Origin of the sequence: Azospira sp., from assembly GCF_030247495.1 — a bacterium.
Lineage (GTDB): Bacteria > Pseudomonadota > Gammaproteobacteria > Burkholderiales > Rhodocyclaceae > Azospira > Azospira oryzae.
Genome location: NZ_JAOTRW010000002.1, coordinates 381,764 through 393,987, shown reverse-complemented (window position 1 = coordinate 393,987; position 12,224 = coordinate 381,764). Strand labels below are relative to the sequence as shown.

Genomic DNA, 12,224 nt, shown 5'->3' with positions numbered 1-12,224 from the left:
CGGTCGGGTCAGAAGGGCAGGGCCAGGCCGGGCCAGGCGGCGGCCAGTTCGCGGCGGAAGTCGGCCTGGATGCGGGCCAGGGCCTCGGCGTTGTCGGCCTCGAAGCGCAGCACCACCACCGGCGTGGTGTTGGAGGGGCGGGCCAGGCCGAAGCCGTCGGCGTACTCCACACGCAGACCGTCGATGGTGATGATCTCCCGGGCGGCCTCGAACTTGGCGCCGGCCTTGAGCTTGTCCAGCAGGGCGAAGGGTTCGCCTTCGGCCATCTTGATGTTCAGCTCCGGGGTGGAAGTGGCGTTGGGCAGGCTCTTCAGCACCGGGTTGGCGTCGGCGGCCCGGGCCAGGATTTCCAGCAGGCGGGCGCCGGTGTAGAGGCCGTCGTCGAAGCCGAACCAGCGTTCCTTGAAGAAGACGTGGCCGCTCATTTCGCCGGCCAGGGGGGCGCCGGATTCCTTCAGCTTTTTCTTGATCAGGGCGTGGCCGGTCTGCCACATCACCGGCTTGCCGCCGTGTTCGCGGATCCAGGGGGCCAGCAGGCGGGTGCATTTGACGTCGTAAACAATCTCGCCGCCGGGGACGCGGGACAGGACGTCGGCGGCGAAGAGCATCAGCTGGCGGTCGGGGAAGATCACTTCGCCGTCCTTGGTCACCACCCCCAGACGGTCGCCGTCGCCGTCGAAGGCGATGCCGATCTCGGCGTCGGTCTCCTTCAGGGCGCGGATGACGTCGGCCAGATTCTCCGGCTTGGAGGGGTCCGGGTGGTGATTGGGGAAGTTGCCGTCCACCTCGCAGAAGAGGGGCACGATGTCGCAGCCGAGTTTCTTGAACAGTTCGGGCGCCACGGCGCCGGCGACGCCGTTGCCGCAATCCATGACGATCTTCATGGGGCGGGCCAGCTTGACGTCGGCCAGGATGCGTTCCACGTAGGCGGCCTTGACGTCGGCCTGGGTCAGCTTGCCTTCGCCCCGGGCCAGGTCGCCGGATTCGATGCGGCGCTTCAGGGCCTGGATCGCCTCGCCGGCCAGGGTCTCGCCGCCGATGACCATTTTCAGGCCGTTGTAGTCCGGCGGATTGTGGCTGCCGGTGACGGAGACGCAGGAGTGGCAGCCCAGGTGGTGGGCAGCAAAATAGGTGACCGGGGTGGGCACGCAGCCGATGTCGATCACGTCCACCCCGGCGGCGCGGATGCCGTCGGCCAGGGCGCCGGCCAGCTCCGGGCCGGAGAGGCGGCCGTCGCGGCCGATGGCGATGGCCGTCTGCTGCCGCTCCCGGGCCAGGCTGCCGAGGCCGTGGCCGATGGCGCGCACCACGTCGGCGGTGAGGCTTTTGCCGACGATGCCGCGGATGTCGTAGGCCTTGAAGATTTCGGGGGGCAGGGCGGGAATCTGGACGGAGGCGTTCATGAATCGGACTCGTGTTTTTATGTTCGGGCGAATGTTCGGGTGGCAGCGCCTGGTGGCGGCGTCAGCAGTGTTGCCGGAAAAAGTGCAGCAGGCGCCGGGGCAGCCAGTCCAGGCGGCCCGGCGGGCCGCCCCGGACGAAGCCCACGTGACCGCCGTGGGCCGGTTGCTCCAGCCGGACCTGCAATGATACCTGAGTAGGGGTGGGCAGGGCATGGGCCGGCAGGAAGGGGTCGTTGCGCGGATTGAGCACCAGGGCGGGCACCCGGATGCCCTGCAGCAGGGGCTTGCTGGAAGCCCGTCGCCAGTAGTCGTCCACCCCGGCGAAGCCGTGCAGGGGCGCCGTCACCGCATCGTCGAAGGCCCGCAGGCTGCGGGCCCGGCGCATGGGGCGCGGGTCGAAGAGGTCGGGGAAGCGCCGCAGGCGGGCCTCCGCCCCCCGTTTCAGGGTGCCGAGGAAATGGGCGCTGTAGACCCGGTTGAAGCCCCGGCCCAGGGCGTCGCCGCAGACGGTCAGGTCCAGGGGCGGGCACACCGCGGCGGCGGCCTCCACCACCCGGGTGGCCTGGAATTCCTGTTCCCCCAGCCACTTAAGCAGGGCGTTGCCGCCGAGGGAAACGCCGGCGGCGAACAGGGGCCGTTCGGGGAAGCGCTGCCGGAGGCGGTGCAGGATCCAGTCGATTTCGGCGGAGTCGCCGGAATGGTAGGCCCGGGGCAGACGGTTCAGTTCGCCGGAGCAGCCGCGGAAGTGGGGCACCACACCGCCCCAGCCGGCCTCGGCGGCGGCGGCCATGAGGGCGGTGGCGTAGTGGCTGCGGGAACTGCCCTCCAGGCCGTGGAACAGCACCAGCAGGGGCCGCCGGCAGGGCGGATGGGCCAGGGGCGGGGCCTCCCGGTCCGGGTCCAGCCAGTCCAGGTCGATGAAATCGCCATCCGGCGTTTCCCAGCGCTCCCGCACGTAGGCCGGGGGCGCCGGCCGGATCAGCAGGGGGTAGATGGTCTGCAGGTGGCCGCCGGGCAGCCACCCCGGCGGGGTGTAGGCCGGCGGATGGGCCATCAGTGCAGGACCCGGGGCTGGGCGTCCCCGTCGCTGTCGCCGTTGCCCTCTTCGGCGCCGGGGGAGGCGTGGTGGGAGAGCAGGCGCCAGCCGTCGCTGCCGCGGATGAAGACGTTGGTCACCAGCACCGGGCCCCGGGGTTCCGGGTCCCCTTCGGCGAAAAAGGTTTCCTGCAGGCTGTGCACCGCCAGCATGCCGCCGAGCCAGGCGACCCGCTCGCCGATGCGCACGGTGAGCCGGGGAGCGCTGGCGAAGAGGCTCTGCCAGCCGTGGCGGATCTGGGCGTGGCCGCACAGGCGCTGGCCGTCGGGATGGATGCAGACGACGTCCTCGTCGTCGGCCCAGATGGCCATCATGGCCTCCAGATCGCCCTTCTCCAGGGCCTCGTAGAAGGCGTTTTCGGCATCTTCAGGGCGGGGGAAGGGCGGTGTCGGCATGGGAGACTCCGGCGGTCAGCGGGGGAGGGTGTCCAGGACCCGGAGAGGTTCCAGGTCCTGCAGGCATTTGAAGTGCCCCAGGGGGCACTCCCGTTTGAAACAGGGGCTGCATTCCAGGCCCAGCTGCAGCACCGTGGCCCGCTCGCTGAGGGGTGGCGTGAAGCCGGGGGAGGAGGAACCGTAGAGGGCGGTGAGGCTGCGCCCCAGGGCGGCGGCCACGTGCATCAGGCCGGAATCGTTGCAGACCACGTGGTCTGCCAGGGCCAGCAGGTCGATGGCCTGGTCCAGGCTGGTGGCGCCGCACAGGTTGCGGGCGCAGCCCTCGGCGGCCTGGGCGATGCTTTCGCCCACCGGCCCATCCTTGTGGGAGCCCAGCAGCCAGACGGTCCAGCCCTGGGCGGCGGCGGCCCGGGCCAGGCTGGCGTAGTGGGCCTCGGGCCAGCGTTTGGCGGGGCCGTACTCGGCACCGGGGCAGCAGACAAGCAGGCGGGACGGGCGTTCCAGGCCCAGGGCTGCCAGGGTCCGCATCTGGTCTGCCTCCCGGGAGTGCAGGCGGGGCGGGGCAATGGGCCGGGGCGGCTGCCGGCCGGGGGCTTCCGCCAGCTGGGCGAAGCGTTCCACCATCAGGGGCGTGGCGCTTTTGTCCAGGGTGTGGCGGCAGTTGAGCAGGCCGTAGCGGGCCTCGCCGGTGAAGCCGACACGCAGCGGAATGCCGGCGAAGGCGGTGACCAGGGCGGATTTCAGGGAATTGGGCAGGACCCAGGCGGCGTCGTAGTCCCGGGCCGCCAGCTGGCGGCCGAGGGCCCAGCGGGCCTTGAGATTGAGTTCGCCGTGGGCGAAGGGGTTGTCCAGGACTTCCCCGATCTCGTCCATGCGGGAGAGCACCGGCGCCACCCAGCGGGGCGCCAGGGCATCGAGCACCAGCCCCGGGTGGCGTTCCTGCAGGCGCTGGAACAGGGGCTGGGCGAGGACGGCGTCGCCGATCCAGGAGGGGGCGACGATGAGCCCGCGACGCAAGGTCATCGCCTCTCCTCCATGAAACGGCACGGGGTCAGTGGTGACCCTTGGGCGCTTCGCCCTTGAAGACGTAGCGGGTGCTGCAGTAGGGACAGGTCACTTCGCCGGTCTTCAGCACGTCCAGGAACACCCGGGGATGCTGGCTCCACAGGGGAGCCTTGGGGGTGGGGCAGTGCAGGGGCAGGTCGTCGGCGGTGACTTCGACGGTCAGATTGTCGGCCATGGTCGGTCTCGGAACGGGCGAAAGGATTAAACGAAGGCCAGCCAGTCGGCGTGGGCGGCGGAACGGCCATTGACCACGTCGAAGTACTTTTCCTGCAGGGCCTTGGTGACGGGGCCGCGGTGGCCGACGCCGATCTGGCGGTTGTCCAGTTCGCGGATGGGGGTCACTTCGGCGGCGGTGCCGGTGAAGAAGGCTTCGTCGGCGCAATAGACTTCGTCGCGGGTGATGCGCTTTTCCACCACCTCGATGCCCATTTCGCCGGCCAGCTGGATCACGGTGGCGCGGGTGATGCCTTCCAGGCAGGAGGTCAGGTCCGGGGTGTACAGCTTGCCGTTCTTGACGATGAAGATGTTCTCGCCGGCGCCTTCACAGACGTAGCCTTCCGGGTCCAGCAGCATGGCTTCGTCGTAGCCGTCGGTGAGGGCTTCGTTGTTGGCCAGGATGGAGTTCATGTAGTTGCCGGAGGCCTTGGCCCGCACCATGGTGATGTTCACGTGGTGGCGGGTGAAGGAGGAGGTCTTGATGCGGATACCGCGCTGCATGCCTTCCTCGCCCAGGTAGGCGCCCCAGGGCCAGGCGGCGATGATGACGTGCACCTTGGCGCCCTTGGGGGAAACGCCCATCTTCTCGGAGCCGTAGAAGGCCAGGGGGCGGATGTAGCCGGATTCCAGGTTGTTGGCGCGGATCACTTCCTTCTGGGCTTCGTTCAGCTCTTCCTGGCTGTAGGGCAGGGCCATCTGGAAGATGTGGGCGGAACGGGCCAGGCGCTGGGTGTGGTCCTGCAGACGGAAGATGGCGGTACCCTTGTCGGTCTGGTAAGCCCGGACGCCCTCGAACACGGCCATGCCGTAGTGCAGGGAGTGGGTGAGGGCATGGGTGGTGGCTTCGCGCCAGGGCACCAGTTTGCCGTCTTGCCAAATGAAACCGTCGCGGTCCGACATAGACATGTTGAATCTCCGTTCGCTGCGTGTTCGATAAAGTCCGAAATTCTAGCCCAAATCCGCACCGCCTGCATTGGTGCGGCGCGGCATGACGGCTGGCCCCGGCCTTGGGCCTGGGGGTAAAATGCGGCCTTTGCGCAATCCGGAATTCCCATGGCACCCGTCTGGAAACCCAATGTCACCGTGGCCGCCGTCGTCGAGCGGGACGGCCGTTTTCTCCTGGTGGAAGAAGAGACCGACGACGGTCTGCGCTTCAACCAGCCTGCCGGCCATCTGGACGAGGGCGAGTCCCTGGTGCATGCCTGTGCCCGGGAGTGCCTGGAGGAAACCGCCTACCGTTTCCGTCCCACCGCCCTGGTCGGCATCTACCAGTGGCCGCGGCCGGCCGGCGACATCACCTACCTGCGCTTCGCCTTCACCGGCGAGATCGAAGGTTTCGAGGAAGGCCGGGCCCTGGATACGGGCATCATCGGCGCCCGCTGGCTGACCCTGGAGGAAGTGCGGGCCACGGCGGAACGCCACCGCAGCCCCCTGATCCTGCGCTGCATCGAGGACTACGTGGCCGGCAAGCGCCATCCCCTGGACCTCATCACCCACTATTCATGAGAGTCCTTGTCGCCGCACTGCTGGCTCTGGGGCTGCCCCTGGGGGCCGCCGCGGAGCCGGTGGGACTCTGCTACAACTACGGCTGCACGGTGCAGACGGAAGTGGAGGTGAGTCGGGCCCAGCTGGACGCCATCGGGCGGGAAATGCTCAAGGCCCGGGACGCCGAGTCCGAGCGCCGCTTCCTGGCCGAGGCGGTGGCCCGCCTGTACCGCATCGCCGGCACCCAGACGCCCATCTGGCGCGACAAGGGCGGCAATTCCGAGGACGACGCGGTGGAGGGGCGCATGGACTGCATCGACCACTCCACCAACACCACCCATTTCATCGAGTTGCTGGCCGGCCGCGGCTGGCTGCGCTACCACACCCTGCTGCCCCGCCAGATGCGGCGCCGCGGCCTGATCTTCGATCACTGGACCGCCGCCATCGAGGACGGCAACGGGGAAAAGTTTGCGGTGGATAGCTGGTTTTTTGACTACGGGGAGACGCCGGCTGTCATCCCCTTCGAGGATTGGCTGGACGGCCGGGACCCGGAAGCACGGCACCGGGTGGCCGAGGCGGTCCAGGAACAGATGGAAAGACAGGTGAAGCAATGAGCGCAGCACAGGAAAAAGGTACGGTCGTGGTCGGTCTTTCCGGCGGGGTGGATTCCTCCGTCGCAGCCCTGCTGCTGAAGCGCCAGGGCTGGAAGGTGGTGGGCCTCTTCATGAAAAACTGGGAGGACGACGACAACGAGGAATACTGCTCCTCCCGCCAGGATCTCATCGACGTCATGAGCGTGGCCGACACCATCGGTATCGACGTGGAGGTGGTGAATTTCGCCAAGGAGTACAAGGAGCGGGTCTTCGCCGAGTTCCTCAAGGAATACCAGGCCGGCCGCACCCCCAATCCGGACATCCTGTGCAACTCGGAAATCAAGTTCAAGGCCTTCCTCGACCACGCCATGCAGCTGGGAGCCGACAAGATCGCCACCGGCCACTATGCCGGGGTGCGGGAAGTGCCCCATCCGGCCGGCGTCGGCGTCGAGTACCAACTGCTCAAGGCCGAGGACGGCACCAAGGACCAGAGCTACTTCCTGCACCGCCTCAACCAGGCCCAGCTGTCCAAGACCCTCTTCCCCCTGGCCGACTGGTACAAGCGGGACGTGCGCAAGCTGGCCCTGGAGGAAGGGCTGCACGTGGCGGCGAAGAAGGACTCCACCGGCATCTGCTTCATCGGCGAGCGGCCCTTCAAGGATTTCCTGATGCGCTATCTGCCGCCGCAGAAGGGCGAGATCCGGGATCTGGACAGCGGCAAGGTGCTGGGGGAACACGACGGCATGACCTACCACACCATCGGCCAGCGCAAGGGCCTGCACATCGGCGGCCTGGCTGGCGGCCAGAAGGCCAACGGCGAGCACGATGCCTGGTTCGTGGCGAAGAAGGACGTGGCGGCCAACGTGCTCTACGTGGTCCAGGGCCACGACCATCCGGCCCTGCTCTCGGGCCGCCTGGAAGCCCATGACCTGTCCTGGGTCTCGGGCCGGGCGCCGCGGCCCCACTGGGTCTATTGCGCCAAGACCCGCTACCGGCAGGAGGACGCGCCCTGCGAGGTGGAGCGGGTGGATGGGGAATCCTGCCTGATCGATTTCGCCGAACCCCAATGGGCCGTGACCCCGGGGCAGTCGGTGGTGCTGTACGAGTCCCGGGTCTGCCTGGGCGGCGGCGTCATCCGCTAGAGGGCGGGTAAAACCGGCTGTGGCCGGGCCGGCGCGGGGCCGGCCCCGGTGCTACACGGCGCCGGCCTGCTGCACGATCTCGGCCAGTTGCCGGTTTTCCAGGAGCATGCGGCGCTGGGCCAGGGCCTGGGCGATGCTGGTCTTCAGTTCGAAATCGCTCCAGGGCTTCTGGATGAAGGCGAAGATGTTGGCGCCGCCGATGGCCTGGATCAGGTCGCCTTCGCAGATTTCGTTGCTGATGAGGATGCGGAAGCAGTCGGGCTGCAGGTCGGCAAAGCGCTGCAGCAACTCCACCCCGTCCATTTCCGGCATCTTGCGGTCGGCGATGATGCAGGAGAAGGTGTTGTTCTTCACCAGCTCCAGGGCGTGGCGGGCCGAGGGCGTGACCTGCACGCTGATCTTGCCTTCCTGCAGCACCGGCGTGGTGGCGTGGGCCACTTCGGCACGGATCGCCAGGTAGAGGTCGTCCACCTCGGAGTGGTGGGTGAGTACCCGGGAGAGGGAACCGAGCACGCCGGGGTCGTGGTCCACGATCAGGATCTGCTCCATGTTGCCTTCGGGCAGGGGCGGCACGCTGATCTGCCGCTGCCGCACCACAGCCGCCAGTTCCCGGTGCTGGCGCAGGGTCTGGTGATAGCCGATGGCCTGGGCCAGGGAGCTCTTCAGGTAGTAGTCGTGCCAGGGCTTGGGAATGAAGCGGTAGATGTGGGTCTCGTTGACCATGCGGATCAGGGTGGCCATGTCGGTCTGGCCGCTCAGCACCAGGCGGGCGCATTCGGGCTGCAACAGGGTCAGTTCCTTGAGGAACTCCAGGCCGTCCATGTCGGGCATGCGGTAGTCGCTGATGACCGCGTCGAAACTCTGTTCCCGGGCCTTGGTCAGGGCCTGCAGCGGGTCGGTGCAGCCGGTCACCTGGTAGCGGTAGCGGCCGTGGGGCGGCGAGGCCAGCTCCCGTTGCACGGCGCTGACAATGTTGGGCTCGTCGTCCACAACGAGGATGTGGCGGATGTTGTTTTGGTCCACGATCTGCATTCCTGAATGAGGGAGTGGCCGCACGCTGGGGCGGCGGGACATGTCAAAAGGGTAGCACAGGCACGGCCGGCTTTCCCAGCCGGCCTCAGTGCTCCGGCGCGGCGCCGTCGGCGGGCGGCGGCTTGCGCATTTCGTACTGGCGGAAGGCGTCCCGGATGGTTTCCAGCAGTTCGCCGTCGTCCCAGGGCTTGGTCAGGAACTTGAACAGTTCGCCCCGGTTCACCGCACTGGTGACAGCCTTCAGGTCGGTGTAGCCGGAAAGGATGATGCGCATGGTGTCCGGGTACATGGCCCGCACCTTGCCCAGGAATTCGGCGCCATCCATCTCCGGCATGCGGGCGTCGGAAATGATGACCCCGACGTCGTGGCCGGCCAGGATGTCCAGGCCCTCCTTGCCGCTGTTGGCGGTGAGAATGACGTAGCCTTCGCGGCGGAAGAGGCGTTTCAGGGCCGAGAGAATCCCCGGTTCGTCGTCCACCAGCAGCAGGGTGCGCCCGGGCACCTTGGACTCGGGCTGGAACTCCAGCTTGCGGCCCTGGCGCAGCATGGCCTCGAATTCGTCGGCGGGCAGGGCCGGGCTAAAGAAGTAGCCCTGCATTTCGTCGCAATTGCGGGCCCGCAGGAAATTGAGCTGGGCCTCCGTCTCCACCCCTTCGGCAATGGCCAGCAGCTTCAGGCTGTGGGCCAGGGAAATGATGGCCAGGGCGATGGAAGCGCTGTCGGGATCGTGGGTGATGTCGCGGACGAAGGTCTGGTCGATTTTCAGCCGGTCGATGGCGAAGCGCTTGAGGTAACTGAGGGAGGAGAAGCCGGTGCCGAAGTCGTCGATGGAGAGGGCGATGGAGAGGCCCTTGAGCTTTTCCGTGGCGCGGATGAAGGCCTCGGCGTCGGCCATGACGGCGCTCTCCGTCAGCTCCAGTTCCAGGTAGTTGGGGGCCAGCCCGGTGTCGTGCAGGATGCGGGCGGCCAGCTCCACCACATCCTGGGCGGCGAACTGGCGGGCGGACAGATTCACCGCCACGGGAATCTTGGGCAGGCCCGCGTCCTGCCAGGCCTTGTTCTGGCTGCAGGCGGTGCGCAGCACCCATTCGCCGAGGGGCACGATGAGGCCGGTTTCCTCCGCCAGGGCGATGAAGGAGCCGGGCATGACCAGGCCCTTCTCCGGGTCCTGCCAGCGCACCAGGGCTTCGGCGCCGATGATGGCGCCGTTGCGCAGGTTCACCTGGGGCTGGTAGTACACCACCAGCTCGCCCTGGTCGATGGCCCGGCGTAGGCCGTTTTCCAGGTCCAGGCGCTCCAGGGAGCGCTGGTTCATTTCCGCCGTGTAGAACTGGAAGCGGTTGCCGCCCTTGGTCTTGGCCTTGTACATGGCGGCATCCGCGTTGCGCAGCAGTTCCTCGCCGTTGTCGCCATCCTTGGGAAAGGTGGCGATGCCGATGCTGCCGGACAGGAAAAACTCCCGCTCCGCCACGTGGAAGGGATTGGCCAGGGCCTTCAGGATGGGCTGGGCGAAGGCGCTGGACTGCTCGGCCGTGGCCACCTCCACCACCAGCACGAACTCGTCCCCTTCGAGGCGGGCCAGGGTATCCATCTTGCGCACCTGGCGCCCCAGGCGCTGGGCCACTTCCCGCAGCACCTGGTCGCCGGCGGCCCGGCCCAGGGTGTCGTTGATGCTCTTGAAGCGGTCCAGGTTGAGGGTGAGGACGGCGATGTTCATGCCGCTGCGGCGGCACACCTCGATATTGTGGTTGAGGCGGTCGTAGAGCAGGTTGCGGTTGGGCAGGTCCGTCAGTTCGTCGTAGTTGGAGTGGCGCTCCAGCTGTTCCAGGTAGCGCTTGCGGTCCCGGATGTCACGCAGGGTGGTGACGGCGCCGATGATCCTGCCGTCCTCGACGATGGGGGTGTGGGAGCACTCCAGGGGCAGGGGCGTGCCGTCCCGGTGCCAGAGGGTGCTTTCCCGGTCCCGGATGGTGATGCCGGAGTGCAGGCACAGGTGCATGGGGCAGTCTTCGACGGCGTAGTGGCTGCCGTCGATGTGGGAGTGGTGCAGCATGCGGTGGGAGTCCTGGCCGAGCAGTTCCTCCTCGGTGTAGCCCAGCAGGGCCGTGGCGGCCGGGTTGATGAAATTGATGCGCCCCTCCACGTCCACGCCGAAGATGCCTTCGCTGGCGGAGGAAAGGATCAGCTGCCGCATGCGGTTGAGACGGGCCTCGTTGCGCTGCCCCTGTTCCTGGATGGCCAGGTTTTCCGCCACCCGGCGCTGCACTTCCGCCTCCAGGGAGGCGTTCTGCCGGCGCAGCTGGTCCTGGGCCAGCTTCAGGTCCAGCTGGGTGCGGATGCGTCCCAGCAGGATGGCCGGGCGGATGGGTTTGGCGATGTAATCCACGGCCCCCAGGGCCAGGCCCCGCTCCTCGTCCTCATCCGCATCCAGGGCCGTGACGAAGATCACCGGAATGTGCCGGGTGGCCGGATTGGCCCGCAGCTCGGCCAGGGTTTCGTAGCCATCCATCTCCGGCATCATGATGTCGAGCAGGATCAGGTCCGGCACCGGGGTGCTGTTGGCCACCTTCAGGGCCCGCTGGCCGCTGTTGGCGATGCGCACGTTGTAGTGGGGATTGAGCAGCTCGCCGATGACGGTGAGGTTTTCCTTGGTGTCGTCCACCACCAGGACGGTTTCCTGGTGCAGGGGGGCGTCCCCCGCCTCGGGCAGGTCGTTTTCAATCATCCTGGGAAGACTCCGGAAGCCGCCGGCTCCGCCTCCGGCCGCATGAATGCCGCCAGCCAGCGGTTTTCCAGCTGCAGGCGGTGCTGGGCCAGGGCGAGGGCGATGTTGGCCTTCAGTTCGAAGTCGCTCCAGGGCTTTTCGACGAAGGCGAAGATGTGGGCCTGCTGGATGGCCTGGGCCAGTTCGGCCTCGCCGATCTGGCCGCTGATGAGGATGCGGCTGCAGTCCGGCTGGCGGGCGGCAAAGCGCTGCAGCAGTTCGATCCCGTTCATCTCCGGCATGCGGTAGTCGGCGATGATGCAGGAAAAGGCGACCCGCTCCGCCATCTGCAGGGCGTAGGCGGGGGAGGGGGTGATCTGGACGCTGATGTGGTCCTCTGCCAGGGTCCGGCGGCGGGGCTGGCCGTGCTGTTCGGCCAGGATGGCGGCGAAGAGGCCGTCGGACTTGCTGTGGTGGGTGAGCACCCGGGCCAGGCTGTTGAGCACGCCCATGTCGTCGTCCACGATCAGCAGCTGTTCCACCGCCGCCGGTTCCGGCAGCAGTTCCGACAGCTGGCGTTGGCGCGCCGCTTCGGCCAGGCGCCGGTTTTCGGCCAGGGTCTCGGCGTAGTCGATGGCCTGGGCGAGGGCGGCCTGGAGCATGTAGGCCGGCCAGGGCTTGGCGATGAACCGGTAGATGTGGGTTTCATTGACCATGCGCACCAGGCTGTCCATGTCGGTCTGGCCGCTCAGGACCAGGCGGGGACAGTCCGGCTGGATGGCCGCCAGGGCCTTGAGGAATTCCAGGCCGTCCATGCCCGGCATGCGGAAGTCGCTGATGACGGCGTCGAAGGTCTGCCGCTCGGCAGCCACCAGGGCCTGGCGCGGGTCGGTGAAACCAGCCACGGTGAAGGCATAGCGGCCCAGGCGGCGGCCCTTGAGCTCCCGCTCCACGGCATGGAGGATGCTCAGTTCGTCGTCCACCACCAGAATGTGGCGGGTGGGATGATCGTGCCCATATTCCATGCCAGCCTCCTGCCTCTGCCTGCATTGACCCCGGTGTCCCGGCGATAGTCCTTACTCTACCGAAAAAC

12 protein-coding genes are annotated in these 12,224 nt (G+C 67.6%); 3 read left to right on the top strand and 9 right to left on the bottom strand.

The features are described from left to right. Positions 1 to 8 precede the first annotated feature (8 nt). From OEL49_RS01830 to OEL49_RS01805, 6 genes are all read right to left on the bottom strand, one after another. A complete protein-coding gene (locus OEL49_RS01830; RefSeq protein WP_152089593.1) occupies positions 9 to 1,403 on the bottom strand; it encodes a phosphomannomutase/phosphoglucomutase in 1,395 nt (464 codons plus the stop codon). Positions 1,404 to 1,464: 61 nt separating this feature from the next. After that, positions 1,465 to 2,457 carry a hydrolase gene (locus OEL49_RS01825; protein WP_014238353.1) on the bottom strand — a complete coding sequence of 331 codons (993 nt, stop codon included), beginning with the start codon at positions 2,455 to 2,457 and terminating at the stop codon, positions 1,465 to 1,467. Continuing rightward, positions 2,457 to 2,894, bottom strand: a complete 438-nt coding sequence (locus OEL49_RS01820; RefSeq protein WP_014238352.1) for a YybH family protein — start codon at positions 2,892 to 2,894, stop codon at positions 2,457 to 2,459. Before OEL49_RS01820 ends, OEL49_RS01825 begins: the two co-directional genes overlap by 1 nt. Positions 2,895 to 2,909: 15 nt before the next feature. Beyond that, complete coding sequence (gene waaF / locus OEL49_RS01815) at positions 2,910 to 3,917, bottom strand: lipopolysaccharide heptosyltransferase II (protein WP_152089592.1); 1,008 nt, start codon at positions 3,915 to 3,917, stop codon at positions 2,910 to 2,912. Positions 3,918 to 3,945: 28 nt separating this feature from the next. After that, positions 3,946 to 4,134: a zinc-finger domain-containing protein gene (locus OEL49_RS01810; RefSeq protein WP_014238350.1), complete on the bottom strand. Its 189-nt coding sequence runs from the start codon at positions 4,132 to 4,134 to the stop codon at positions 3,946 to 3,948. A gap of 26 nt (positions 4,135 to 4,160) precedes the next feature. Then, entirely contained in the window at positions 4,161 to 5,081 is a 921-nt protein-coding gene (locus OEL49_RS01805) for a branched-chain amino acid transaminase (RefSeq protein ID WP_014238349.1), read from the bottom strand. Between the two features lie 147 nt (positions 5,082 to 5,228). On the opposite strand from OEL49_RS01805, the gene OEL49_RS01800 reads away from it, so the two are divergent. The 3 genes from OEL49_RS01800 to mnmA are packed head-to-tail and all read left to right on the top strand — an operon-like array spanning position 5,229 to position 7,395. Then, complete coding sequence (locus OEL49_RS01800; protein WP_014238348.1) at positions 5,229 to 5,681, top strand: NUDIX hydrolase; 453 nt, start codon at positions 5,229 to 5,231, stop codon at positions 5,679 to 5,681. Further along, a complete protein-coding gene (locus tag OEL49_RS01795; protein ID WP_205231013.1) occupies positions 5,678 to 6,274 on the top strand; it encodes a hypothetical protein in 597 nt (198 codons plus the stop codon). The genes OEL49_RS01800 and OEL49_RS01795 overlap by 4 nt, the downstream gene beginning before the upstream one ends. Continuing rightward, positions 6,271 to 7,395, top strand: coding sequence for a tRNA 2-thiouridine(34) synthase MnmA (gene mnmA, locus OEL49_RS01790; protein ID WP_130458941.1), 1,125 nt, complete (start codon positions 6,271 to 6,273; stop codon positions 7,393 to 7,395). The genes OEL49_RS01795 and mnmA overlap by 4 nt, the downstream gene beginning before the upstream one ends. A gap of 51 nt (positions 7,396 to 7,446) precedes the next feature. Here the strand turns inward: mnmA and OEL49_RS01785 are convergent, their stop codons facing one another. The 3 genes from OEL49_RS01785 to OEL49_RS01775 form a co-directional block, all read right to left on the bottom strand. Continuing rightward, entirely contained in the window at positions 7,447 to 8,427 is a 981-nt protein-coding gene (locus tag OEL49_RS01785) for a response regulator (RefSeq protein ID WP_205231015.1), read from the bottom strand. An 85-nt stretch (positions 8,428 to 8,512) separates the two neighbouring features. Continuing rightward, complete coding sequence (locus OEL49_RS01780; RefSeq protein WP_205231016.1) at positions 8,513 to 11,152, bottom strand: EAL domain-containing protein; 2,640 nt, start codon at positions 11,150 to 11,152, stop codon at positions 8,513 to 8,515. Beyond that, positions 11,149 to 12,156 carry a response regulator gene (locus OEL49_RS01775; RefSeq protein ID WP_014238343.1) on the bottom strand — a complete coding sequence of 336 codons (1,008 nt, stop codon included), beginning with the start codon at positions 12,154 to 12,156 and terminating at the stop codon, positions 11,149 to 11,151. Before OEL49_RS01775 ends, OEL49_RS01780 begins: the two co-directional genes overlap by 4 nt. Positions 12,157 to 12,224 lie beyond the last annotated feature (68 nt).

Coding starts and splice junctions, on each gene's coding strand:
- OEL49_RS01775 (WP_014238343.1), bottom strand. CDS start 12,156: ATGGAATATGGGCACGATCATCCCACCCGCCACATTCTGGTGGTGGAC.
- OEL49_RS01830 (WP_152089593.1), bottom strand. CDS start 1,403: ATGAACGCCTCCGTCCAGATTCCCGCCCTGCCCCCCGAAATCTTCAAG.
- mnmA (WP_130458941.1), top strand. CDS start 6,271: ATGAGCGCAGCACAGGAAAAAGGTACGGTCGTGGTCGGTCTTTCCGGC.
- OEL49_RS01785 (WP_205231015.1), bottom strand. CDS start 8,427: ATGCAGATCGTGGACCAAAACAACATCCGCCACATCCTCGTTGTGGAC.
- OEL49_RS01820 (WP_014238352.1), bottom strand. CDS start 2,894: ATGCCGACACCGCCCTTCCCCCGCCCTGAAGATGCCGAAAACGCCTTC.
- OEL49_RS01800 (WP_014238348.1), top strand. CDS start 5,229: ATGGCACCCGTCTGGAAACCCAATGTCACCGTGGCCGCCGTCGTCGAG.
- OEL49_RS01805 (WP_014238349.1), bottom strand. CDS start 5,081: ATGTCTATGTCGGACCGCGACGGTTTCATTTGGCAAGACGGCAAACTG.
- OEL49_RS01810 (WP_014238350.1), bottom strand. CDS start 4,134: ATGGCCGACAATCTGACCGTCGAAGTCACCGCCGACGACCTGCCCCTG.
- waaF (WP_152089592.1), bottom strand. CDS start 3,917: ATGACCTTGCGTCGCGGGCTCATCGTCGCCCCCTCCTGGATCGGCGAC.
- OEL49_RS01780 (WP_205231016.1), bottom strand. CDS start 11,152: ATGATTGAAAACGACCTGCCCGAGGCGGGGGACGCCCCCCTGCACCAG.
- OEL49_RS01825 (WP_014238353.1), bottom strand. CDS start 2,457: ATGGCCCATCCGCCGGCCTACACCCCGCCGGGGTGGCTGCCCGGCGGC.
- OEL49_RS01795 (WP_205231013.1), top strand. CDS start 5,678: ATGAGAGTCCTTGTCGCCGCACTGCTGGCTCTGGGGCTGCCCCTGGGG.